The sequence below is a fragment of the Actinoplanes sp. NPDC019969 genome, assembly GCF_055562375.1.
Genome location: NZ_JBVHFK010000018.1, coordinates 51,393 through 73,697, shown reverse-complemented (window position 1 = coordinate 73,697; position 22,305 = coordinate 51,393). Strand labels below are relative to the sequence as shown.

At 71.4% G+C, this 22,305-nt stretch carries 21 protein-coding genes; 16 read left to right on the top strand and 5 right to left on the bottom strand.

The features are described 5' to 3' along the window. The first annotated feature begins 60 nt into the window (after positions 1–60). The 10 genes from ACZ3II_RS38920 to ACZ3II_RS38875 all read left to right on the top strand — a co-directional run bounded on the left by ACZ3II_RS38920 (position 61) and on the right by ACZ3II_RS38875 (position 9,607). Positions 61–420, top strand: coding sequence for an ArsR/SmtB family transcription factor (locus ACZ3II_RS38920; RefSeq protein WP_465524999.1), 360 nt, complete (start codon positions 61–63; stop codon positions 418–420). Further along, entirely contained in the window at positions 417–1,067 is a 651-nt protein-coding gene (locus tag ACZ3II_RS38915; RefSeq protein WP_465524997.1) for an SRPBCC domain-containing protein, read from the top strand. Before ACZ3II_RS38920 ends, ACZ3II_RS38915 begins: the two co-directional genes overlap by 4 nt. Continuing rightward, positions 1,064–1,741: a DNA alkylation repair protein gene (locus ACZ3II_RS38910; RefSeq protein WP_465524995.1), complete on the top strand. Its 678-nt coding sequence runs from the start codon at positions 1,064–1,066 to the stop codon at positions 1,739–1,741. The genes ACZ3II_RS38915 and ACZ3II_RS38910 overlap by 4 nt, the downstream gene beginning before the upstream one ends. Positions 1,742–1,761: 20 nt before the next feature. After that, a complete protein-coding gene (locus tag ACZ3II_RS38905; RefSeq protein ID WP_465524993.1) occupies positions 1,762–2,049 on the top strand; it encodes a hypothetical protein in 288 nt (95 codons plus the stop codon). Positions 2,050–2,105: 56 nt separating this feature from the next. Further along, entirely contained in the window at positions 2,106–3,347 is a 1,242-nt protein-coding gene (locus tag ACZ3II_RS38900) for a vanadium-dependent haloperoxidase (protein WP_465524991.1), read from the top strand. 156 nt (positions 3,348–3,503) lie between these two features. Further along, positions 3,504–4,358 (top strand): oxidoreductase, encoded by an 855-nt coding sequence (locus ACZ3II_RS38895; protein WP_465524989.1) that lies wholly within the window; start codon positions 3,504–3,506, stop codon positions 4,356–4,358. 15 nt (positions 4,359–4,373) lie between these two features. After that, the gene (locus ACZ3II_RS38890; protein ID WP_465524987.1) at positions 4,374–4,964 is read left to right on the top strand and encodes a TetR/AcrR family transcriptional regulator; all 591 of its coding nucleotides are present in this window, start codon (positions 4,374–4,376) and stop codon (positions 4,962–4,964) included. A 91-nt stretch (positions 4,965–5,055) separates the two neighbouring features. Continuing rightward, on the top strand, positions 5,056–7,167 hold the full coding sequence (locus ACZ3II_RS38885) for an AAA family ATPase (RefSeq protein WP_465524985.1): 2,112 nt from the start codon (positions 5,056–5,058) through the stop codon (positions 7,165–7,167). Next, the gene (locus ACZ3II_RS38880; protein WP_465524983.1) at positions 7,164–8,318 is read left to right on the top strand and encodes an McrC family protein; all 1,155 of its coding nucleotides are present in this window, start codon (positions 7,164–7,166) and stop codon (positions 8,316–8,318) included. The genes ACZ3II_RS38885 and ACZ3II_RS38880 overlap by 4 nt, the downstream gene beginning before the upstream one ends. Positions 8,319–8,362: 44 nt before the next feature. After that, entirely contained in the window at positions 8,363–9,607 is a 1,245-nt protein-coding gene (locus ACZ3II_RS38875; protein ID WP_465524981.1) for an MFS transporter, read from the top strand. A gap of 534 nt (positions 9,608–10,141) precedes the next feature. Here the strand turns inward: ACZ3II_RS38875 and ACZ3II_RS38870 are convergent. Then, on the bottom strand, positions 10,142–11,320 hold the full coding sequence (locus tag ACZ3II_RS38870) for a cytochrome P450 (RefSeq protein WP_465524979.1): 1,179 nt from the start codon (positions 11,318–11,320) through the stop codon (positions 10,142–10,144). A gap of 360 nt (positions 11,321–11,680) precedes the next feature. On the opposite strand from ACZ3II_RS38870, the gene mmsA reads away from it, so the two are divergent. The 3 genes from mmsA to ACZ3II_RS38855 are packed head-to-tail and all read left to right on the top strand — an operon-like array spanning position 11,681 to position 15,604. Next, positions 11,681–13,198: a multiple monosaccharide ABC transporter ATP-binding protein gene (gene mmsA / locus ACZ3II_RS38865; RefSeq protein ID WP_465525107.1), complete on the top strand. Its 1,518-nt coding sequence runs from the start codon at positions 11,681–11,683 to the stop codon at positions 13,196–13,198. After that, the gene (mmsB, locus tag ACZ3II_RS38860) at positions 13,195–14,490 is read left to right on the top strand and encodes a multiple monosaccharide ABC transporter permease (RefSeq protein ID WP_465524977.1); all 1,296 of its coding nucleotides are present in this window, start codon (positions 13,195–13,197) and stop codon (positions 14,488–14,490) included. The genes mmsA and mmsB overlap by 4 nt, the downstream gene beginning before the upstream one ends. 7 nt (positions 14,491–14,497) lie before the next feature. Then, the gene (locus ACZ3II_RS38855; protein ID WP_465524975.1) at positions 14,498–15,604 is read left to right on the top strand and encodes a substrate-binding domain-containing protein; all 1,107 of its coding nucleotides are present in this window, start codon (positions 14,498–14,500) and stop codon (positions 15,602–15,604) included. A gap of 8 nt (positions 15,605–15,612) precedes the next feature. On the opposite strand, the gene ACZ3II_RS38850 is transcribed toward ACZ3II_RS38855, so the two are convergent. The 3 genes from ACZ3II_RS38850 to ACZ3II_RS38840 all read right to left on the bottom strand — a co-directional run bounded on the left by ACZ3II_RS38850 (position 15,613) and on the right by ACZ3II_RS38840 (position 18,992). Beyond that, positions 15,613–17,589: an SDR family NAD(P)-dependent oxidoreductase gene (locus ACZ3II_RS38850; protein ID WP_465524973.1), complete on the bottom strand. Its 1,977-nt coding sequence runs from the start codon at positions 17,587–17,589 to the stop codon at positions 15,613–15,615. A 115-nt stretch (positions 17,590–17,704) separates the two neighbouring features. Next, a complete protein-coding gene (locus tag ACZ3II_RS38845; protein WP_465524971.1) occupies positions 17,705–18,460 on the bottom strand; it encodes a CDP-alcohol phosphatidyltransferase family protein in 756 nt (251 codons plus the stop codon). Next, positions 18,435–18,992, bottom strand: coding sequence for a GNAT family N-acetyltransferase (locus tag ACZ3II_RS38840; RefSeq protein WP_465524969.1), 558 nt, complete (start codon positions 18,990–18,992; stop codon positions 18,435–18,437). The genes ACZ3II_RS38845 and ACZ3II_RS38840 overlap by 26 nt, the downstream gene beginning before the upstream one ends. A 211-nt stretch (positions 18,993–19,203) precedes the next feature. Here ACZ3II_RS38840 and ACZ3II_RS38835 point away from each other — a divergent pair, with 211 nt between their 5' ends. The 3 genes from ACZ3II_RS38835 to ACZ3II_RS38825 are packed head-to-tail and all read left to right on the top strand — an operon-like array spanning position 19,204 to position 21,120. Continuing rightward, positions 19,204–19,575: a YciI family protein gene (locus tag ACZ3II_RS38835; protein ID WP_465524967.1), complete on the top strand. Its 372-nt coding sequence runs from the start codon at positions 19,204–19,206 to the stop codon at positions 19,573–19,575. Further along, positions 19,563–20,771 (top strand): RNA polymerase sigma factor, encoded by a 1,209-nt coding sequence (locus tag ACZ3II_RS38830; RefSeq protein ID WP_465524965.1) that lies wholly within the window; start codon positions 19,563–19,565, stop codon positions 20,769–20,771. Before ACZ3II_RS38835 ends, ACZ3II_RS38830 begins: the two co-directional genes overlap by 13 nt. Then, positions 20,731–21,120 carry a VOC family protein gene (locus tag ACZ3II_RS38825; RefSeq protein WP_465524963.1) on the top strand — a complete coding sequence of 130 codons (390 nt, stop codon included), beginning with the start codon at positions 20,731–20,733 and terminating at the stop codon, positions 21,118–21,120. Before ACZ3II_RS38830 ends, ACZ3II_RS38825 begins: the two co-directional genes overlap by 41 nt. On the opposite strand, the gene ACZ3II_RS38820 is transcribed toward ACZ3II_RS38825, so the two are convergent. Then, positions 21,107–22,162, bottom strand: coding sequence for a D-alanyl-D-alanine carboxypeptidase family protein (locus ACZ3II_RS38820; protein WP_465524961.1), 1,056 nt, complete (start codon positions 22,160–22,162; stop codon positions 21,107–21,109). The genes ACZ3II_RS38825 and ACZ3II_RS38820 overlap by 14 nt on opposite strands. Positions 22,163–22,305: the final 143 nt, after the last annotated feature.

Genomic DNA, 22,305 nt, shown 5'->3' with positions numbered 1-22,305 from the left:
TTTCAACGCCCGCTTGATTCGTCCTTGACTTAATTAAGAGAAGACTGAAGTATTACCGCCGTGCACGCCTTCGATGTCCTCGGTGACCCGGTCCGGCGCCGGATCCTGGAGCTGCTCGCCTCCGGTGAGCAGGCCGCCGGCGCCATCAGCGAGGTCGTCCGGGCCGAGTTCGGGATCTCCCCGCCCGCGGTCTCCCAGCACCTGCGGGTGCTGCGCGAGTCCGGTTTCGCCTCCTGCCGGGCCGACGGCACCCGCCGGCTCTACACGGTCGAGGCCGCTCCGCTGCGGGAGGCGCACCACTGGCTGGAGGGTTTCCGGCCGTTCTGGGAGCAGCGCCTCGACGCCCTGGCCACCGAGCTCGCCCGCGGCAAGCGCGCACGCCGCACCCCGTCCGGCACCGACAACGAGGAGCTCACGTGATCGACATCGTCCAGCAGATCAACGCCACGCACCGGGAGATCGGGGACATGCCGGTCGCCGACGGCCCCGGGCGGTCCCTGCTGCTGCGCCGGGTCTACGACGCCGCGATCGAGGACGTCTGGGACGCCTGCACCGACCCGGCCCGTCTCGGCCGCTGGCTGGGCGCGGTCGACGGCGACCTCCGGGTGGACGGCGCCTTCCAGCTGCGGGACAACGCCGGCGGTGAGATCCTGCGGTGCGAGCGGCCGCAACTGCTCAAGGTCACCTGGGTTCTGGGTGAGGGCATGAAGACCGAGGTCGAGGTACGGCTGTCGCGCGCCGGCGACGACCGCACCACGTTCGAGCTGGAGCATTCGTCACCGGCTGCCGTCGTCGACGAGCTCGTCGCGACCTACGGCCCGGGCGGCACCATCGGCATCGGCGGCGGCTGGGACCTCACCGTCCTCGGGCTCGGCCTGCACCTGCAGGGCGCCGACCTGGACCCCGCCACCTGGGAGAACGCGCCAGAGATGCAGGCTTTCGCCGCGCAGGCCTGCCACGCCTGGGGTCCCGCCGTGCAGAAGGCGTGGAACACCGGCGACGAGGACATCGCCGCCGCCGTCGCGTTCGGCGTCCAGCACTTCGCCCCCGACCTGGAGCAGTCGTGACCGATCAGGCAACCGTCGAGGAGGTGCTCGCCGAGCTGGCCGCCCTCGACGATCCGAAGGCTCGCGCGGTCAACGAACGCAACGGCGACGACCACGGGGTCAACCTGGGCAAGCTGCGCGCCGTCGCGAAACGGCTGAAGACCCGGCACGAGCTGGCCCGTGAGCTGTGGGCGACTGGTGACAGCGCGGCCCGGCTCCTCGCGCTGCTGATCTGCCGGCCGAAGGAGTTCACCGCCGCCGAGCTGGACGCCATGCTGCGGTCGGCGCGCACCCCGAAGGTGCAGGACTGGCTGGTCAACTACGTGGTGAAGAACAGCCGGCACGCCGAGGAGCTGCGCGTGTCGTGGTCCGCCGACCCGGATCCGGTGGTCGCGAGCGCCGGCTGGGCGCTGACCACCGAACGCGTGGCCAAGAAACCCGCCGGTCTCGACCTGCCGGGCCTGCTCGACGTCATCGAGGCGGAGATGAAGGGCGCCCCGGACCGTCTGCAGTGGGCGATGAACCACTGCCTGGCGCAGATCGGCATCGAGCACCCGGAGCACCGGGCCCGCGCCCTCGACATCGGCGAGCGACTGCAGGTTCTCAGGGACTACCCCACACCTCCGGGCTGCACATCCCCGTACGCCCCGATCTGGATCTCCGAAATGGTGCAGCGCCGGAGTGGCTCGTCCTGAAAAAGGGCATGATGTCGGGCATGGAGACCACCGAGGACGGGCGCTACGTCGTCATCGACGGGCGGCGCTGGCGGGCGGCCGACCCGGCGATCCCCGAGGACGTGGCGGCGGCCCTGCGGCGGGCGCTGATGGCCGCGCGGCGTGACGTCGGAACGGCGCTGCGCAAAGGCGAGGACCCGGCGTCCGCACGGGCCCGGGTCCAGCTCGCGAAGGTCGCGCTCGGCGAACGCGGCACCCCCTGGTGGGAGCAGAGCCCGGCCGAGCGGCGGGCCCGCTGGGAGCAGGGCCTGCAGGCTTTCGGCGACTAGTCGCGTCGTTTACAGATCGGCTACCGCGGCGGCCGATGTGGAGGACGCTCGGCGGCATGAGGAGACTTCTGCTCGTCGTGATGACGGTGCTGGTCACCGTGGGGGCCGGCGGGCCGGTCGCGGCCCGTACGACCGAGCCCGACATCGATGCCACCGGCTCGTGGAACGCGCTCGCTCTCGACGCCGCCCGCGCCGCCCGCGCGCCGGACGCCGACGCGGCCCGGCTCTACGCCATGGTCAACGTGGCGATCTACGACGCGGTCAACGGGATCCGCGGCGCCCGGGAACCGGCGCTGGTCGGCGGCCGCGGACCCCGCCGGGCGAACCCGCAGGCCGCCGCCGCGGCCGCCGCCCATGCGGTGCTGACCGGCGCGGATCCGGCCCGGGCCGCGGTGTACGACGCCCAGCTCGCCGCCGATCTCACGCTCCTGGATCACGGCGTGGACAGCGGCGTGACCTGGGGCCGGCACGTCGGTGCCGCGGTCGTCGCCGCCCGGGCCGGCGACGGGTACACACCCGTCGCGTCGCAGCCCGCCGGCAGCGGCCCCGGCGTGTTCCGGGCCGCCTGGTCCGGTACCCAGTACCGCGCCGTGCTGCCGTTCGCGGTCACCGACCCGGCCCGCTATGTGCCCGGCGGCCCGCCCGCTCTCGACAGCGCGGCCTACGCGACGGCGTACGCCGAGGTGGCCGCCGTGGGCGGCGCGGCGGTCCCCGCGCCGGACTCCCTTGCGACCTATCAGTTCTGGTCCCTGCCGGCCGGCAGTGACCAGCCGCCCGGCGAGTGGCTGCGGATCGCGCTGACCGCCGCCGATCAACGGCGCCTGCCGCTCGCCGAGAAGGCCCGGCTGACCGCCCTGATCACGATGGCCCTGGCGGACACGACGGTGGTCACGGTCGCGACGAAACACACGTACCGGCACTGGCGCCCGACCACCGCGATCCGTGAGGGCGACACCGACGGCAACCCGGCGACCGTTCCCGATCCGGCCTGGACGGCGCGGGCCGGCAGCGTCGGATCCTCTCCGGAGTACGTCTCCGGCCACAGTTCGTACAGCGGCGCCGGCGCCTCCGTACTGATCGCCTTCTTCCGGACCGACCGGTTCCCGTTCCGCCACGCCACCGACTCGGCGCCGGGCGGCCTGGCCCGTACCTATCCCGGCTTCTCCGCAGCCGCCGCCGAAGCCGGCCGATCCCGTGTCCTCGGCGGCCTCCACTTCGAGTTCAGCAACCGGACCGGCCTCGCCATCGGCCACGCCGTCGCCCACGAGGTCGTCACCACCACCCTCCGCCCCTTGTAGGCCGCCAGCCGTCGCCCACGCCGGTCACCCACCCCGCAACACCGGCGCAGGCGACGGCTGAGGTCGCCGGCCGTCGCTCAGGCAGGCTATCCGCGACCCGAAACCGGCCGGAGCGACGGCTGTCGCTCTTCCCAGGTGTACGGTACCGTTCCGTACATGACGCAGAGAATCGCGATCGTCACCGGCGGCGCCGGTGGCATCGGCTATCACGCCGCCCTCGGCCTCACCTGCCGGAACACACAGGTGATCATCGCCGCCCGCGACCGGCAGCGCGGCGAGGCTGCCGCCGCCCGCATCGGGGCGACGTGGTGGCACCTGGATCTCGCCGACCTCACCTCGGTGCGGCGCTTCGCGCAGAGATTCCGCGCGGCGTACGGGACACTCCACCTCCTGATCAACAACGCCGGAGTGATGGCGCTCCCCCGATCCGTGACCGCCGACGGGTTCGAGCGCCAGTTCGGCGTCAACCACCTCGGCCACTTCGCCCTGACCGGCCTGCTCCTGCCCGCCCTGACCGCCAGCGATCAGTCCCGCGTCGTCACCGTCACCAGCGGCCTGCACCGCCGCGGCCGGATGGACTTCGACGACCTGATGAGCGAACGCCGCTACTCCAGGTTCGGCGCCTATACGCAGTCAAAACTCGCGAATGTCCTGTTCGCCCTGGAACTCGCCCGCCGTACCCCGCTGGCCAGCGTCCTCGCCCACCCCGGCGTCGCGCACACCGACCTGGCCCGCACCGGCAACCCGTTCCGTTCGGTGCTCATCGCGCTGGCCCGAATCTCCGCCCAGTCCGCCGAGGCCGGCGCGCTCCCCCTGCTGCACGCTGCCACCGACCCGCAGGTCAGGACCGGTGAGGCGTACGGGCCCGACGGCCCCGCCGAACGCCGCGGCAACCCGGCCCGGATCGACGTGTCCGGCCGCGGCCGCGACGAGGAGGACGCGCGGCGGCTCTGGGCGATCTCCGAGCAGCTGACCGGCGTGCGATACGGTACGGTCTCGATCCCCGATTGACCCGTGGAGGGCCGGATGCCGCAGTCCCCGGCCACCCCGCAGTACCGGCTCGATCCCGCCCGTGAGCAGGCCATCCTCGACGCCGTCCGGGAGTTGCTGACCGAGGTCGGCTACGACCGGATGTCGATCGACGAGGTCGCCCGCCGCGCCAGGGCCAGCAAGGCCACCATCTACCGCCGCTGGTCCGGCAAACCCGACATGGTGGCCGCCGCCCTGCACGGCATGATCACCGAACTCCCGGACCCGCCCGACACCGGCAGCCTGCGCACCGACATGATCGCCACGCTGACCGGGCTTTGCCGGGTCTACGAGCGCAAACACCCGATCGTCCTGAGCGTCCTGTCAGCGATCCGCACCGAGCCCGCGATCGGCCGGCTGATGCACGACCACATCCTCGATCCCGGCACCGCCGGCGCCGGCATCGTCTTCACGCGAGCCGTCACCCGCGGCGAGCTCCCGGCCCTCCCCGACATCCCGGCCGTCGTCGAGGTCGGCAAGGCCCTGCTGTGGCACCGGTTGCTGCTGTCCGGACGTCCTCTCGACACCCCCTGGATCACCCACGTCGTGGACGACGTCCTGTCCCCGATGCTGGGCCTCCCCCGGTGACGCCGCCCAGGAGTCTGTTCGCCGAGGAGACGGCCGCGCGACGCCGGCGGCCGGAACGCGTCCGCGGACCACTGGCGTGGTGAAATGGCACGTGGCCGACGACGCTGTGATCATTCCGTCCCGCGACGACGCCCAGGTCCGCTCGGCCGGCCGGGAGATGATCGAGAGAGGTTTCCGGTACGGGGACGCGGTCTGGAACTTGACGAATGCCCGTGACCTGCACCGTTTCTACAACGAGCAACCCGACCTCGGCTCCGACCCGTTCCTCGTCAAGCTGAGACGCCAGCTCGCCGACGCGCCCGCCGGTGCGGTGCGGCTCGCCGCCGAGTTGTTGCTGTTCCAGGGTCTGCCGCTGCGCAATCTGAACGCCGCCACGCTGCGGGCCCGGGTCACCGAGGTGGCGGGCTGGTCCGGTGAGCCGTTCGTCATCTCGGAGCAGCTGTCGGCGGCCTTGGAGCAGGGCACCTGGAACGGCGGCACCGGCGCGCACACGATGCTGTGGCGGTGGCTCACCGACGTGGTCGAGATGCTCTGCTCCTGGTGGGAGTTGCCCGAGCACGAACGCGAGCGTGCCTTCGCCGGCCCGTGGGAGTGGCAGACGGCGGTCGACCGCTACGACATCATGCCGTCGCTGCGCGCCGAACTGCTCTACCTCGCCTTCCCGACCCACTTCCTGCCGATCCTCAACGTCGCGCACAAGAAGGCGATCCGCGCGGCGTTCGCGCCACTCGGCGCCGTCCCGTCGGGCAACCTCGACCGGGACCTCTTCGACATCACCGTGCGCCTGCAACGCGAGTCCGGACAGCGCATCGACTACTACCAGCCGCCGTTCGTCACCCCATGGCGGAAGGGCCCCGAGGCCGAGGGCACGCACCGCGCCTGGCTGGTCCGGCCCCGCCAGGGCGGCTCCGAGCTGGTCGAGGAGTGGCGCGAGGACTCGTTCGTCTCGCTGGCCGCCACCCATCTCGATGAGATCCCGTCCGGCGCGTCCCTCCCGGAGGTCCGTGCCGCCGTCGAGGCCGGGTACCAGCATCTCGACTACGCCCAGCGGGCCGCGCTGATCCACGAGTTCCACGCCTTCCTGTCCCGGATGAGCAGCGCGGACATCGTCGCCACTGTCGTCGATGACCACCTGTACCTGGGTACGGTCACCGGCGGCCCCGAGCGTTTCCTCGACGCGCTGTCCCGCCCCGTCGCGTGGAGCACCGCGCCACCGGTGCCGATCGGTTCGCTGGCCGCGCCGCTGCCCGCCGAACTGGACCGACAGGGGGCTGTCGTCGATCTCACCGGCGCCTTCGAAGCCCTCGCCGCACTTGCCGAGAAGGCGCCGCAGCCTGTCGAGCCGCAGACACCGGAGCTCGCGGCCGGCACTCCGCAACTCGCCGCCCGCCTCCACCTCGACGTGTCCTGGCTGCGGGAACTCGTCGACCTGCTGACCGAACGGCGGCAGATCATCCTGCACGGGCCGCCCGGCACCGGCAAGACGTTCCTGGCCCGGGCGATCGCGTCGCACGTGGCCGAACGGGATGCCGTACGCCTGGTGCAGTTCCATCCGTCGTACTCGTACGAGGACTTCTTCGAGGGTTTCCGGCCGGTCGAGCAGCCGGGTGGGACGGTCGGGTTCGCCAAGGTCCCCGGGCCGCTGCGGGAGATCGCCGCGGAGGCCCGGGATGATCCGCGACGGCCGTACGTCCTGATCGTGGACGAGATCAACCGGGCGAACCTGGCGAAGGTGTTCGGCGAGCTGTACTTCCTTCTCGAATACCGGGAGGCGACGGCCCGGCTGCAGTACTCGCCGTCGGAGGCGTTCAACCTGCCGCCGAACGTCTTCATCATCGGCACGATGAACACCGCGGACCGGTCGATCGCCCTGGTGGACGCGGCGATCCGGCGGCGGTTCGCGTTCGTCGAACTCCACCCGGACGAACCGCCGGTGCGGGGCCTTCTCGGCCGCTGGCTCGACGGGCAGGGACTCGGCCAGGAGCGGGCGCTGCTGCTGGACGCGCTGAACGCGGCGATCGGCGAGGAGGACCGGGACTTCCAGATCGGGCCGTCATATCTGATGCGTCCGGCCGCCGACCTGGAGCGGGTGTGGCGGCACGATCTGCTGCCACTGCTCGAGGAGCACTACTACGGGCGATTGTCACGCAAGCAGGTGCACGAGCGGTTCGGGCTCGCGGCGATCCGCGCCGGACTGCCGTGACCAGGATAGAACTGGCCGAACTCGACACCGTCGGCGTCCGGTGCGAGCTTTCCGCCGACCAGGCGGCGGCGCTCGACGCGACCGGGCTGGTCGCGCCGAGGCCGGAAGGGGGCGGCTGGTGGCGGCTGTTCCCGATCGGGCGGGCGGGGGCCGTACACGTCAATCATCTTGATGTCGAAGTGCGCCCCAAGGTGGGCGTCAACCGGCTGATGTTCCTGCTCGGTTATGCCCGGGACCCAGGGTTCCGCCCGGAGGACGCGGCCGCGGAGACCGAAACCGATCTGTGGCCGGCGCTGGCGGAGACCTTGGCCCGGCAGGCGGAACGGGCGCTCGGACCGGGCGTTCTGCAGGGGTATGTGCCTGTCGACGACGCGTTGCCGCTGGTCCGCGGCCGGGTCCGGTTCGCCGACCAGTTCGCCCGCCGCCCGGGTCTGCCGCTGCCGGTCGAGGTCCGCTACGACGAGTACACGCCGGACATCGCCGAGAACCGGATCGTGCGGACCGCGCTGCGCCGCATGCTGGCCGTGCCGCGGCTGCCGACCGGGACACGCTCGCGGCTCACCCACCTGGACGGGCGGCTCGACGGGATCCGGGTGCTGCCGCCCGGCGTGGCGCTCCCGGAATGGCGGCCGAGCCGCCTGAACAGCCGATATCTGCCCGTGCTGCGCATCGCCGCGCTGGTCCTGCGGCATCAGAGCGCAGAGCCGGGGCCCGGCGGGCAGAACGTGGCGGCGTTCGTGGTCGACATGGCCACCGTGTTCGAGGACTTCGTGACCACGGCGTTGCGGGAGGCGCTGGCGGGGCGGCCCGGTCACACCGCCGGCCAGTACCGGGCCCACCTCGACACCGGGCGGAAGATCCTGATCCGGCCGGACGTGGTGCACGTCGCGGGCGGCGAGCCGGTCGCGGTGTTCGACGCCAAGTACAAGCGTGGCTTCCCGAACGAGGACGCGTACCAGATGCTCGCCTACTGCACGGCGCTCGGTCTGACGACCGGATGGCTGGTGTACGCGTACGGCGTCCCGGACGTCCCGCTGCCGGTCCGGCACACCGGCATCGAGATCGTCCGCCATCCCCTCGACCTGTCCGCGCCACCGCGGGATCTACTCGGTCAGGTCGCGGCGCTCGCCGAGCGGGCCGTCAGCGCCTGAGAAATGACGTGACAGGGGCGGCCGAATCCGACGATCATCGCGCGGTGCTGGATTCCTATCGCGGACTGTTCCGGGCGCCCGGCGCCGTCGCGTTCACCCTGGCGGCGCTGCCGGCCCGCCTGTCGATCTCGATGTACGGGGTCAGCGTCGTCATCATGGTCGCCACCTTGCGGGACTCGTACGCGATGGCCGGCGCCGTCTCCGCCGCCGGGCTCGCCGCCGTCGCCGTGAACGGCCCGTGGCTGGCCCGGCTGGCCGACCGGCACGGGCAGGCTACCGTCATCGTGCCGTCCGTGCTGGTGTCGACGGTGTTCGCCGTCATGCTGGCCGTGTGCGCCGGCGCCGACGTACCGGCCTGGACCCTCTTCGTCGCCTACGTCGCCGCGTGCTGCAGCCCCAACGTCGGCGCGATGGTCCGGGCCCGCTGGGCCGCCCTCTTCCCCGACCAGCAACGCCGGCACAGCGCCAACGCGCTCGAACAGGCCCTCGACGAACTCTGCTTCATGCTCGGCCCGGTCCTCGCCGCGCTGCTGTGCACCATGGTCGCGCCGGAAGCCGGCCTGATCGTCGCGATCGTGCTGATGCTCGGCGGCTCCCTGGCGTTCGCCGCCCAGCGCCGCACCCAGCCGGTGATCCTCCCCGCCACCAGCACCGAACGGGGACGATCGCCGCTGCGGATCCGGGGCGTCCTCGAGGTGACGGTGACGTTCCTGTTCACCGGCATGGTGTTCGGCAGCATGGAGGTGGTCACGGTCGCCTACACCGACGCGATGGGCCGCCCCGCCGCCGCCGGAGTCATCCTGGGCCTGCTGGCCGCCGGGTCCGCCGTCGCCGGCCTCGCCTTCGGCACGATCAAGGTGCGGGGTACGACCCCCGTACGCTTCCTGATCTGCGTGGCCGGCATGGCCGTACTGATGCAGCCCGTCCTCCTCGCCGGCGACGTGTGGTCCCTCGGCATCCTGCTGTTCATCGCCGGCCTGGCCACCGCCCCCACGATGATCACCAGCATGACGCTGGTGCACGAGCTGGTCCCGGAGTCCCGCCTCACCGAGGGCATGACCCTGACCACGACCGGCCTGCTGATCGGCGTCTCCGCGGGCGCATCGGTGGGCGGCTGGGCGGTGGAGAGCGTCGGCCCCGACAGCGGGTACGCGGCCCCCGCCATCGCCTCTGCCCTAGCCCTGCTGGCCGCGCTGATCGGTTTCGGTCCGGCGGCTTTCGGCCGCCGCCGCCCCGTCCCCGCTGACACGCCCGCAAACACCCACTCGGATCAGCAGCCTCCCCATTGACCACCAGACACCAAAGTTTGAGTACGGACGGTGACACCCGCCCGGCCCAGCGGCCTCCCGCCGGCCGTCCAATGATCTTGGCGCACCCGATGCCGGAGATGAGCCTTCGCCGCGGCCACTGCAGGTCGTCTTCCCAGTCCCTGAAGGCGAACCCGTCGAATCTCCGCCCGGCGACAGGGTGGAATGCTCAGGGCATATGCCCGAATGGGGCCCGCGCGTGATCTTGTGAATCCGGCATCGGAGCGAGGCGCACAAGATCTGCAACCTGCCCAATCTTCTGCACCTGAGTCCGGGAAACCGGCCTTCCGAGCCCAAGATCGCGGGCCCTGCCGATCTTGGGCTGGAGAGACCGGTGCGCGACGCACAGGATCGCGGGCGGGGACAGTCTCCGGATGCCCACCGCTCAAGATCGTCCCCCGCGCACCTATTCAAGGAACTCGCGGACGCCCGATCGAGAACTGCGAATGCGGGCACCACCCGACCAGACGACTCGATTCCGGAGACAACGGCGTCACCGTCACACTCGGCTGAGTGTCAGTGGCGGGCCAGACGGACCGGCAGGGACGCGTACGAGGGAATCAGGACGTTGCGGCGGTAGGTACGGTCCCGGATGCGCCAGGCCCGCCCCGACCGCAGCAGTGTCTCCAGCAGGCCGGTGATCTCGGCGCGGGCGACCGGCGCGCCCAGGCACAGGTGGCGGCCCGCGCCGAACCAGAGTTGACGCTGGTCGGGCAGGTAGCCGCGGTCCAGGTCGAAGGCGCCGGCCGCGTTGTTGGCGGTCCAGGTCAGCATCAGCACCCGCTCGCCGGCGCGCAGACGCCGGCCTTCGACGGTGACGTCGGCGGACACCGCGCGGCCGATCACCGGGGCCGGCGAGGTGACCCGCAGACCCTCCCGGACGGCGTCGGGCAGCAGCGTACGGTCGGCGCGGAGGCGGTGCTGCGCACCGGTGTCGTACAGGATCGCGACGGTACGGGCCATCGCGCTCGCCGCCGTCTCGGTGCCCGCGACCATGAGCAGGGTGGCGAGCCCTTCCGCCTGCTGTCGTTCCAGGCCGAGGTCCCGGCAGCGGCCGAGCACCGTCTCCGGTGGGGCGGTACGCCAGGCCCGGTCCACGTTGACGGTCAGCTTGGCGACGATAGCCCTGGCACGCGCGATGGTCTCCGGCGCGAGATGGGTGGAGGCGGTGGTGCCGAGCGCGAGCGCGGCGAGTTCCTCGCCGGTCGCGAAGATCTCCCGGTACGCCTCGTCACGATCGGCCACCTCGAGTTGCAGCAGGTCCGCGACGATCCGCCCGACCAGCACCCGGCCCAGATCGGCCACGTCGACGGCTCCGCCGTTCTCGAGTTCCGCTCCGGCCCGGGCAAGCCGCGTCCCGATCACCCGCGCGGTCAGTTCCCGGGCGCTGTCGTCGGTGAACAGGTCGCGGGTCCGGGAACGCAGCAGATGGTGGCCGGGCCCGTCGAAGATCTCGTTGACCCAGTCGCCGAGAACCTGCGCCCACAGATGCCCGACGCCGCCCTCACCGAGCAGCGTGAAGTGGGCCGGGTCGTTGAGGATCCGGCGGGCCACGACCGGGTCGGCGCTGACCCAGCCGATCCGCGGCACCCGGCGCAGCTTCCCGGCCAGTCGCCCGGCGGTGAGCATGAGCGGCAGGGTCGGCTTGGCGGCGGCGAGCACACGGAACTCATGACGGCGGGCGACATCCAGCATCCCGTCATCCTCACCCGGCCCCGCCCTCGCCGCGTGCGCAAACCCCGTTGGTGAGCCGTCGCTCACGCCCGTCACGAGACACCCGGAGGCCGCCTGAGCGACGGCTCACCAACCCAGCCGTCCCCCACACCGCCAACCACACACCCATCAGACGCCTCGGCGACGGCTCGCGAAGGGGGCCGTACCCCGACGACGGGCAACCGGCGCGCGTGCGGTGTCACGGTTCCGGAACTGAGGGGGCGGTTCTTGGGATAGCGGTTACCGCCAATTGGATTTACAGTGCGGAAACACCCTCGACATCGAGGTTGATCTTTATGGAGTACCGCGCCGGGGGGAACCGTGGGCGAGATCCTGCTCGAGATGCGGTCGATCACGAAGGAGTTTCCGGGCGTCCGCGCACTGTCCGATGTCGGCCTCTCGGTGCGGGCCGGGGATGTTCACGCGATCTGCGGGGAGAACGGCGCCGGCAAGTCGACGTTGATGAAGGTGCTCAGCGGCGTTCACCCGTACGGAAGCTATTCCGGAAAGATCTTCTATCGGGGTACGGAATGCCGGTTCGCCGACATCCGGGCCAGCGAGCACGCCGGGATCGTGATCATTCATCAGGAGCTGGCGCTCGTTCCGGGGATGTCGATCACGGAGAACATCTTTCTCGGCAACGAGCCCCGCCGGTGGGGGCGGATCGACTGGAGGACGGCGAATCATCGGGCGCTCGAACTGATGGGCCTGGTCGGGTTGAAAGAGGACCCGGACACCCTGGTCAAGGACATCGGGGTCGGCAAACAGCAGCTCGTGGAGATCGCGAAGGCGTTCGCCAAGGACGTTCGGCTGCTCATTCTCGACGAGCCGACGGCAGCGCTGAACGAGACCGATTCGCGGCATCTGCTCGATCTGCTGCGCGGTTTCAAACAGCGCGGCATCACCTCGATCATGATTTCGCACAAGCTGAACGAGGTGGAGGCGATCGCTGACGCGATCACCATTCTGCGGGACGGGCGGACCATCGAGACGATCACGGTCTCCGGGGGTGACGTCGACGAGGACCGGATCGTACGGGGCATGGTCGGCCGGGAGCTGGAGAGCCGTTTCCCGCACCACGAGCCGCACATCGGGGAGGTGTTCTTCGAGGTCAGGGGCTGGACGGTCCGGCATCCTCTCGCGGCGGAACGACTGGTCTGCAAGAACTCGAGCTTTCACGTGCGGCGCGGCGAGATCGTGGGTTTCGCCGGTCTGATGGGCGCCGGCCGCACCGAACTGGCGATGAGTGTGTTCGGGCGCTCGTACGGCGTACATCTGCGGGGAAAGGTTTTCAAGGACGGCCGGGAGATCGAGATCCGGAATGTGGCCGAGGCGATCCGGCACGGCCTGGCCTATGTCAGCGAGGACCGCAAGGCGATCGGCCTGAATCTGCTCGACGACGTGAAGACCTCGGTGGTCGCCGCGAAACTGTCGAAGATCACCCGGCACGGTGTGCTCGACGAGGCGGCGCAATATCACGAGGCGGAGAGTTACCGGAAGAGCCTGCGGATCAAGACGCCGAACGTGGACGAGGGCGTGACCCGGCTGTCCGGCGGCAATCAGCAGAAGGTCGTGCTGGCGAAATGGATGTTCACCGACCCGGATCTGCTGATTCTCGACGAGCCGACCCGCGGGATCGACGTCGGCGCGAAATACGAGATCTACGGCATCATCCAGCGGCTCGCCGACGAGGGGAAGGGCGTCATCGTCATCTCCTCGGAACTGCCCGAGCTGATCGGGCTGTGCGACCGCGTCTACACCGTCTTCGAAGGCACGATCACCGGCGAGGTGGCCCGGCGGGACGCCGATCCGGAGCTCCTGATGCGACAGATGACCTCGAACCGGAGGAGCATGACATGAGCCGGTGGAGAGACCTTCAGAAAAACCTTTTCGGGGGTACGACCTCGAACGCGCGCCAATTCGGCATGATCTTCACTCTGGTGGCGATCATCGTGTTCTTCCAGATCCGCACCGACGGCCTGACCCTGACGTCCGGCAACCTGATCGCCCTGACCCAGCAGTACGCGTACATCTCCATTCTCTCCATCGGCATGCTGATGGTGATCGTCGCCGGGCACATCGACCTGTCGGTGGGTTCGGTGGCCGCGTTCACCGGCATCGTGGTGGCCAAGGCGGTCACCGAGAACGACGTTCCCTGGCCGGCCGGCATCGCGCTCGGCCTGCTGGTCGGCGCGCTGATCGGGGCCTGGCAGGGATTCTGGGTCGCGTACATCGGGGTGCCGGCGTTCATCGTCACGCTCGCCGGGATGCTGCTGTTCCGCGGCGGCAACCAGTACATCGGCAACGCCGCCACGGTGCCCGTCCCGGAGGGGTTCCGGACGATCGGCGCCGGGTACCTGCCGGAGGCCGGCCCGGCCACCGGCTACAACAATCCGACCCTGCTGCTCGGGCTGCTGCTGTGCGCGGCGGTGATCTGGCGGGAGTGGCGGTCGCGGCGGGTCCGGCAGCAGATGGAGGGCGCCGAGCCGGCGCCGGTGTGGGTCTCGCTGCTGCGGCTGGCGGTGATGCTCGGGATCATCGTGTTCGCCACGTTGCGGTTCGCCGGCGGCCGGGTCGGCACCAGTTTCCCGATCTCCGGCATCATCCTGGCCGTGCTGGTGGTGGCCTACTCCTTCTACACCCGCAACACCGCGGGCGGCCGGCACATCTACGCGGTCGGCGGCAACGCCCGGGCCGCCGAGCTGTCCGGCGTGCAACTGCGCCGGGTGAACTTCCTGGTGATGATGAACATGGGAGTCCTCGCCGCGCTCGCCGGGATGATCTTCGTGGCCCGGTCCGCGGCGTCCGGCCCGCAGGACGGGCTGAACTGGGAGCTCGACGCCATCGCCGCCGTGTTCATCGGCGGGGCGGCGGTCTCCGGCGGTCTCGGCACCGTCACCGGCGCGATCGTCGGGGGCCTGGTGATGGCCGTGCTCAACAACGGCCTGCAACTGATCGGCACCGGCTCCGACATGGTCCAGATCGTCAAGGGCCTGTTCCTGCTCGGGGCGGTCGCCCTGGACGTCTACAACAAGAAACAGGGCCGCTTCTCGATCATCGGATCGCTGATGCGGCCCTTCCGCCGCGAGCCGCCGGAACCCCCGGTGGAGCCCGCGGTCCCGCACCGTGCGGATTCTCTTTCTGGAAGGTGATCGCTTCATGCGTACCTCTCTCACAAAGGTGTTGGCAGTCGGTTTTGTCGCGGCCCTGGTGGCGAGCGGCTGCAATTCGGGCCGGGAGGGCGAGGGCGGGACCGCCGAAGCGCCCGCCAAGGGTTTCGCGAAGGACGCGCTGATCGGGGTGGCGCTGCCGTCGAAGACGTCGGAGAACTGGGTGCTCGCCGGTGACCTGTTCACCGACGGGCTCAAGGAGGCGGGCTTCCAGTCCGACGTGCAGTACGCCGGGGCGTCCACGACGGTCGCCGACCAGCAGGCGCAGATCACCGCGATGGTCACCAAGGGCGCGAAGGTGATCGTGATCGGGGCGACCGACGCGGCGCAGCTGTCCACCCAGGTCGCGGCGGCGAAACAGGCGGGGGCGAAGGTCGTGGCGTACGACCGGCTCATTCTCAACACGCCCGACCTGGACTATTACATCGCGTTCGACAACTTCAAGGTCGGCCAGTTGCAGGGGCAGGCGCTGCTGGACGGGATGAAGGCGAAGAAGGCGACCGGGCCGTGGACCATCGAACTGTTCTCGGGCTCACCGGACGACAACAACTCCGGGGTGTTCTTCAACGGGGCGATGGACGTGCTCGAACCGGCCATCGACAAGGGGGACGTGATCGTCGGGTCGGGGCAGACCGACGTGAAGCAGACCGCGACCCAGGGCTGGAAGGCGGAGAACGCGCAGAGCCGGATGGACTCGCTGCTCAACTCGACCTACACCGGGTCGAAGACGCTCGACGGGGTGCTGTCGCCGAACGACACCCTGGCCCGGGCGATCATCACGTCGGTGAAGGGCGCGGGCAAGCCGATCCCGATCGTGACCGGGCAGGACTCCGAGGTCGAGTCGGTCAAGTCGATCATGGCGGGTGAGCAGTACTCGACGATCAACAAGGACACCCGGAAGCTGGTCGCGGAGACGATCACGATGGTACGGACGCTGCAGACGGGCGCGGAGCCGACGGTGAACGACACCACGTCGTACAACAACGGGGTCGAGGTCGTGCCGTCGTTCCTGCTGCCGCCGGTCATCGTGACCAAGGCGAACGCGGCCGAGGCGTACGCCGACGACCCGAAACTCGCGCCGCTGACCAAGAGCTGACGGGCCTCTCACCGCACCGTCGCCGTGCCGCGGGCGAAGCGGGGCCGCGATGCGGTGAGCTGCACGACGTCGCCGGCGCTGCCGCGCCGGATCAGATCCAGGACGGCGGTGACGACGTCGGCCGGCGGGATGGCGGGTTGATCGGTGGTGAGACACATGGCGCGTACGCCGTCGCGGGCGCCCCGCTCCCCCTCGGCGAACCGGATCAGTCCCGGCGCGTCCGCGGAGGCCGCCGGGACGACGGTGACGATCGCGCCGCCCCCGTTGCGGCGCATCGGCTCGCGGACCAGGCCGCTCAGCCGCATCTCGGCGGTCTGGCCGGAAACCGGGCTGGGCCAGCCGCCGGTGCCCGCGGTGACCAGGGTCTCGATGCGGCCCCACGCCTCGGCCAGCGAGACGATCCGGTCCAGGTAGGCGGGATCGCGGAGGTCGGCGCGGACGGCCTGCGCGGGTACGCCGTAGGCGCGGGCCTGCTCGGCGGTGGCGGCTGCCCGGCTCGGGTCGATGTCGACGGCGAGGATGCCGTAACCGCTGCTGGCGAGACCGCGGACGATCGACCGTCCGAGCGGGGACCCGGCGCCCGTGACGATCGCGATCCCGTTGCTGTCGGCGGGTTCGGGCTGCGCGAACGCCGCGGTGTCGGCGGCGGCGGGGTGGCCGTAGACGGTGGGCTGGGCCGGGTAGGGGGTGGGCTGGGCGGGCGCCGCGTTGACCGGGGCCGCGGCGGCGGGCCCCGGGGCAGCGGGAGCCGCGGGCGGGACCGCCGCGCGGGCCGGACGATCGTTCGACGGGCGGGCCCGGCCGGTAGCGCGCTGCTCGGGAACCTGCCGCTGGACACTCTGCTGCTGAACACCCTGCCGGCGGACCGTGGCGAGGCGCTGGTCGGAGGCCTTGTCCTCACGTTTGCGCGCGCGGGCCTCCCTGCGGTCGTTGACGGCCTTGCGGATGCGGGCGGTGAGTCCCGGCTTGCGGGCGTCACCCGGCTGCCCGGCTCTTCCACCCGGCTGCGCGGCGTTTCCACCCGCTCCGCCGGACTTCTTGGTGGACCGGGACCGGCGGAGGACCACGAACGCGACCACGACCAGGATCAGCAGGAGAAGCAGGCCCGGCCGGTTCAGCAGGTACCTGATCAGGGCCACCGGCAGGGACAGCAGGTAGCCGAACACGGCGACCAGGTCGGCGCCGAGACCACCGGTCAGGTTGACGTCGGGCAGATCGATCGACGACCGCGGGGTCAGGGATCCGGACAGCGCGGACACGATCGGGGTCAGCGCGGTCACCGCCGCGACGCCGGTGAGGACGATGTGGAGAAGGCTCTTGCGGGCGGGCGGGAACCGTACCTCGAAAGCGCTCTGCAGGACCGCCATCAGGGACATGCCCGCGGCGAAGACGATCGGCAGGACGATCGTCAGGTAGGACGGCCGGAACAGCGCGAGCGGCCCGGCCGCGAGGACCAGCAGGAACACCTCGGCGGCGAGGAGCAGCCCGAAGCCGAACGCCGCGCCGGCCGGGAACAGCTGGGCGCCCCGGCGGGCCCCGTTGATCAGGCGGGCGAAGCGTTCCGGGGCGAGTTCGCCGCCGCGGCGGGCCCGGATCGCGCCGATCAGGACGATGAGCTGCACGCCCGCGAGGATCGCCAGGGCCGTGCCGAACAGCGAGCCGTCCGGCACGAGCCGCCGGTCCCACTGCGCGAACACCTGCACCCCGGCCGTGAACAGGAACGCCAGGACCGCGACGACGGTGGCGAACCCGAGCGCGAACCAGAACCCGGCCGAGACCGCACGCCGCCCGGAGTCCTCGATCCGCTGTTCCGCCGCGTCGATCGCGGCGACGTTGGCCCGGTCGAACGCCCACCGCATGCCCAGCAGATAGGCGACGAAGAAGATCACCCGCCCGTTGTCCAGCCGGTAGAGGGCCACCAACCCGATCAGGTGTGACACCACCACGAACCCGGCCGCTCCGGCCGGCAACCGCCGCTCCGACATGTCGTCCTCCCCCAACTCGGCGTCGAGAGGGATTCGTGGCCGGGAGCCGTCCGGATGCCCGCGCCCGCGGGCCTGGCACATCACCGCCGCACGCTGGGTTGTTCCGGCCGGGGTCTCAGGGGGCGGCGCGGGTCTCAGGAGCGGCGCTGGTCTCAGGAGCGGCGCTGGTCTCAGGAGCGGCGCTGGTCTCAGGGGCGGCGCGCCAGGCGGCGCGGGTGGCCTGAGCGATGGCGGCGAGGAGGAAGGCGCTGTTCAGGGCGGTGTAGCCGGCGAGCAGCCACGGCATCGCGTCCGGGACGGCGACGGCGGCGGCGATCGCTGTGACCTTGAAACCGTGGTCGCGGACCGTCTTCACCAGGCGGATCGGCAGGCTTCCGGACGGCAGCAGGCTCAGGTTGGACCCTTCCCGGGCCATCACCGACGTCACCATGGAGATCATCCAGCCGGCGGCGAACGCGGCGACCAGCCACACCGGCGTCCCCTCCCCCGCGACGGTCGCGACGGCGGCGACGAGACCGATCTGTACGGCCACGTCCGCGAGCACGTCGAGGCGCGCCCCGGCCGGGCTCGTCGTGCCGGTGAACCGGGCGAGCTGACCGTCCGCGCAGTCGGCGAGGTAGGCCGCCTGCCACAGCAGCCACGCCACCACCGCGGTGACGACCGGCAGGCGCGGCGCCGCGGCGATCACCAGCGCCGACCCGGCCAGGCCGAGCAGCAGGTTGATCAGGGTGAGCGTGGTGGGCCGCAGCCCCAGCCGGTGCGACAGCACCCCGAGGTGCGCGGCGACCGGGTAGTTCACCGTGTGGGTGAACAGGCCGGCGTCCTGCCGGGCGAGCCGGCGGAAGTCAGCGGCGGACGGGCGGGTGGTCATTGAGGATCCGTTCGTACAGGTGGCTGTCCTGCCAGCGGCCGTCGATGTAGTAGTTGCCGCGGGCCGTTCCGAAATGCTCGAAACCGTTCTTGAGCAGCACCCGCTGGGACGGGATGTTCGACGGCGCCGTGCCTGCCTCGATCCGGTGCAGGCCGAGGCTCTCGGCGATCCGCAGCATCCCGGCGACGGCGGCGGTGGCCAGGCCCCGGCCGTTTTCCGCCGTGTCGACCCAGTAGCCGAGGTTGGCGCCGCAGACCGGGGCCGGCGTGATCATGTTGAGTGAGACGTAGCCGACGATCTCGGCGTCCCGGGCCAGCATCCCGCCGGCCATCTTGCCGTCCGCCTGCGCGCCGAGCAGCATCCGGAGCCGGTCGCGCTGGCCGTCGGCGGTCCAGAACGAGTCGGGCCGGTGTTCCTCGAACGGGAGCAGGCGGTCCCGGTTGCGCAGCAGGGTGGCGGCGAGCGCGGGCCCGTCGTCCTCGCGGATCGGGCGGAGCCGGACACCGTACGGAAGATCCACGGATGCGAACATCGGCACATGGTAGTGGCCCCGGAGCCGGCCGAGGTTGAGCAGCATGCGCATCCGGGTCCTGTCCGTCGCGGGCGGGGGGCTCCCAGTCTTCAGCAGAGCCGCCGCCGGGGACGGGCAGGCGCTCCGGCGCGAACGGAAACCCTTCGGGTGACGATTCGGGTGCCGGTGGTTCGTCATCGTGGTGTAGTCACCGTGCGAGAAGGAGATGTCGATGCGATACGCGCTGCTGATGCATCACGGCGAGCCCGCGGAGGGCGAGCTGAGCGAGGAGGTCGTCGCCGAGGCGATGAAGGCTTTCGACGTGTACGGGAAGGCGCTGCAGCAGGCCGGCGTGCTGCTCGCCGCCGAGGTGCTGCAACCGGCCGCCGCGAGCACCACGGTCACCCGGCGGGACGGAACGCTGCGGGTGCAGGACGGCCCGTTCGCCGAGACCAAGGAGGCGCTCGCCGGCCTGTTCCTGATCGACGTGCCGGACCTGGACGCCGCGATCGACTGGGCGGGCAGGTGCCCGGGCAGCCAGTGGGGTGTTCTCGAGGTCCGGCCGGTGTCCACCGCGTTCGTCGACGGCGGATGGACGCGCTGACCGGTGGCGGCTCGCGGGCGGCGGAACTCGCCGCCCGCGACGGGTACGGCCGCCTGCTCGCCCTGCTGTCCGCCGCCACCAGCGACGTCGCCGCGGCCGAGGACGCGCTCGCCGACGCCTTCGAACGGGCCGTGCGGACCTGGCCGGAGCAGGGCACGCCGGGCAATCCGGAGGCGTGGCTGCTGACCGTGGCCCGCAACCGGCTGCGGGATCTGTGGCGGTCCGCCGGGTTCCAGCGCACCGTGGCCCTGGACGTGGACCGGGACACGCCGGTCCACCTGGACGAGATCGACGTGGACGCGCTGCCCGACCGGCGGCTGGAGCTGATGCTGGTCTGCTCGCATCCGGCGATCGACCCGGCGATGCACACCCCGCTGATGCTCAACACCGTGCTCGGCTTCACCGCCCGGCGGATCGGCCGCGCCTTCTCGGTGCCGGAGGCGACCATGGCGACCCGCCTGGTCCGGGTGAAGAAACGGATCAAGGCGACCGGCATCCCGTTCCGGATCCCCGACCGGGCCGGCCTGCCCGCCCGGATGGCCGCGGTGCTCGAAGCCGTCTACGCCGCCGGGGAACTGCATCTCGCCGAGGTGCTCGCCACCGTCGCGCCGGACGATCCGGAAGCGCACGGGCTGGCGGCGCTGGTGCAGCTCACCGCCGCCCGGGCGGGCGCCCGCACCGATGCCCGGGGCCGGTTCGTGCCGCTGGCCGAGCAGGATCCGTCGGCCTGGGACCGCCGGCTGATCGCCCGCGCGCACGAGCACCTGCGGGCCGCGCACGCGCACGGCAGGCTGGGCCGGTTCCAGGTGGAGGCCGCCATCCAGGCGCTGCACTGCACGGTGGCGCCGGACCGGCGGACACTGCTCGACCTGCACCTGATCCTGCACGCCCTGGCCCCGTCACGGGGCGGCGACGTCGCCCTGGCCGCGGCGACCGCCGAGGTGGACGGCCCGGCGGCCGGTCTGGCCCTGCTCGATCGGCTGCCCCCGGAGTCCTGCCGTTTCCAGCCCGCCCGCGCCACCCGCGCCCACCTGCTGACCCGGCTCGGCCGCACCGCCGAGGCGATCGCCGAGTTCGACGCGGCGATCGCCCTCACCACCGACCCCGCCGAGCGGGAACACCTGCGGCAACGCCGCGACATGGCAGGATCGGGCCATGCTGAGCGGAGTCGGGAAGGTGCGGATCGGCGTTCGTGACCAGGAGCGCGCCAAGGGCTTCTGGACGTCGGCGATGGGTTGCGACGTCGTGCAGGACGAGACGTACGGGACCGAACGGTGGCTCGAGGTCCGCCTCCCGGACGGGGTGGTGCTGATCCTGGAGCAGGCGGACCCACCGGCCGAGGCGGGCCACCCCGGACAGCCGAACACGCCGGTCTTCCTCGCCTGCGACGACGTGGACGCGACGTGGCGTGAGCTGTCCGGGCGCGGCGTGGTGTTCCGGCAGGAGCCGGTCGACATGCCGTTCGGCCGGTGGGCGCTGCTGGAGGACACCGAGGGCAACCGGTTCCCGCTGCTGGCTCAGCCCGGACGGATCAACCGCCGGTGATGGACCAGTGCCAGGCCTCGGACGGCAGGTTGACGTAGCCGTACTCCCGGGCGTGCGCCTGCAGCCAGGTGAACGCCTTGGTGCTGCGGGAGATCGTCCGGCCGCCGGAGCTGATGTCGACGGCGAGGCCGATCTCGTGCAGGGAACGGCCCGGGATCGCGGTCGGTACCCGGCAGGACGACGACGGGGCCGTCCACACGTCCGGGCAGCCGTTGATCTTCCGGAGTTCGATCTGGCGTTCCTTGGTACGGAATCCGCCGCCGGACAGCTCGACACCGTCGGCGCGGGCGTCGTCGACCATCCGCTTGAACGCGAAGGCGACGGTGCGGTGCACGGTCACGCCGTACACGGTGGTGGTGTCCTTGATCGTGAACTTGGGCCGCACGTCGGTGACGACGCCCGCGCTGAGTTTGCCCGCCTCGGCGGCGTAACCCGCGGCGGTCCCGGCGGTGGCGATCCACCGCTGCGTCTGGCCGATGGTGGCGGACGTCCACTTCCGGGCGGCGAGGGCCTTCTTCACCCCGGCGGCGGTGCTACGGGCGCCGGCCTGGGCGGTACGCAGCGTGCCGGCGGTCGCCTGCAGCTTCGCGCGGCGGGCGTCGCGGACCTTGGTGGCGGCCTCGACGGCCTTCTTCGCCCGGGTGACGGCGGCGTTGGCGCGCGGGCGCTTCTTCTGCGCGGCCGACAGGGTGGTCTTCGCGGCGGCCAGGGTGCGCTCGGCCGTCGTCAGGCGCTCCCGCACCGCCGCGTGGGCGGCGGTGACTCCGGTGAGCGTCTTCTGGGCGGCGGCGTCGGCCTTGGCAGCGGCGACGGTCTGGACGGACCGGGTCTTCAGGGCCTGCTGCTGCTGGGCGAGGGTGCCACGCAGTTTGGCCATGGTCTCGTCCGCGGTGAGGCTGCGGTACATGAGGGCCGAATAGGACGCGGCGACGGCGGGGACCGCGGCCTGCGCGGCGGCGGGCGCGACGACGATCGGCGCGAGACCGGCCAGGGTCACGGTCAGCGCGGCGGCGAGACGGGTGGCGCTATGTCGCTTGGTCAATGACGTACGCTCCTCGGACTCCAGTGCTTCGTGGATGTCCGAGGATGCGTACCGCCGGGTGCTCCTACGGGCGTGAACCGAGTGCGAACCGGTTGCGGCCACTTCCCGCGTGTGTGGTTCGGCCGTTATTCGCGCCCGAAACA

Excerpts from the sequence above, each read along its gene's own strand:
- mmsA (WP_465525107.1), top strand. The coding sequence starts at position 11,681 with ATGCGGTCGATCACGAAGGAGTTTCCGGGCGTCCGCGCACTGTCCGAT.
- ACZ3II_RS38850 (WP_465524973.1), bottom strand. The coding sequence starts at position 17,589 with ATGTCGGAGCGGCGGTTGCCGGCCGGAGCGGCCGGGTTCGTGGTGGTG.
- ACZ3II_RS38825 (WP_465524963.1), top strand. The coding sequence starts at position 20,731 with ATGCTGAGCGGAGTCGGGAAGGTGCGGATCGGCGTTCGTGACCAGGAG.
- mmsB (WP_465524977.1), top strand. The coding sequence starts at position 13,195 with ATGAGCCGGTGGAGAGACCTTCAGAAAAACCTTTTCGGGGGTACGACC.
- ACZ3II_RS38870 (WP_465524979.1), bottom strand. The coding sequence starts at position 11,320 with ATGCTGGATGTCGCCCGCCGTCATGAGTTCCGTGTGCTCGCCGCCGCC.
- ACZ3II_RS38855 (WP_465524975.1), top strand. The coding sequence starts at position 14,498 with ATGCGTACCTCTCTCACAAAGGTGTTGGCAGTCGGTTTTGTCGCGGCC.
- ACZ3II_RS38905 (WP_465524993.1), top strand. The coding sequence starts at position 1,762 with ATGGAGACCACCGAGGACGGGCGCTACGTCGTCATCGACGGGCGGCGC.
- ACZ3II_RS38845 (WP_465524971.1), bottom strand. The coding sequence starts at position 18,460 with ATGACCACCCGCCCGTCCGCCGCTGACTTCCGCCGGCTCGCCCGGCAG.
- ACZ3II_RS38840 (WP_465524969.1), bottom strand. The coding sequence starts at position 18,992 with ATGTTCGCATCCGTGGATCTTCCGTACGGTGTCCGGCTCCGCCCGATC.
- ACZ3II_RS38835 (WP_465524967.1), top strand. The coding sequence starts at position 19,204 with ATGCGATACGCGCTGCTGATGCATCACGGCGAGCCCGCGGAGGGCGAG.
- ACZ3II_RS38890 (WP_465524987.1), top strand. The coding sequence starts at position 4,374 with ATGCCGCAGTCCCCGGCCACCCCGCAGTACCGGCTCGATCCCGCCCGT.
- ACZ3II_RS38830 (WP_465524965.1), top strand. The coding sequence starts at position 19,563 with ATGGACGCGCTGACCGGTGGCGGCTCGCGGGCGGCGGAACTCGCCGCC.
- ACZ3II_RS38895 (WP_465524989.1), top strand. The coding sequence starts at position 3,504 with ATGACGCAGAGAATCGCGATCGTCACCGGCGGCGCCGGTGGCATCGGC.
- ACZ3II_RS38900 (WP_465524991.1), top strand. The coding sequence starts at position 2,106 with ATGAGGAGACTTCTGCTCGTCGTGATGACGGTGCTGGTCACCGTGGGG.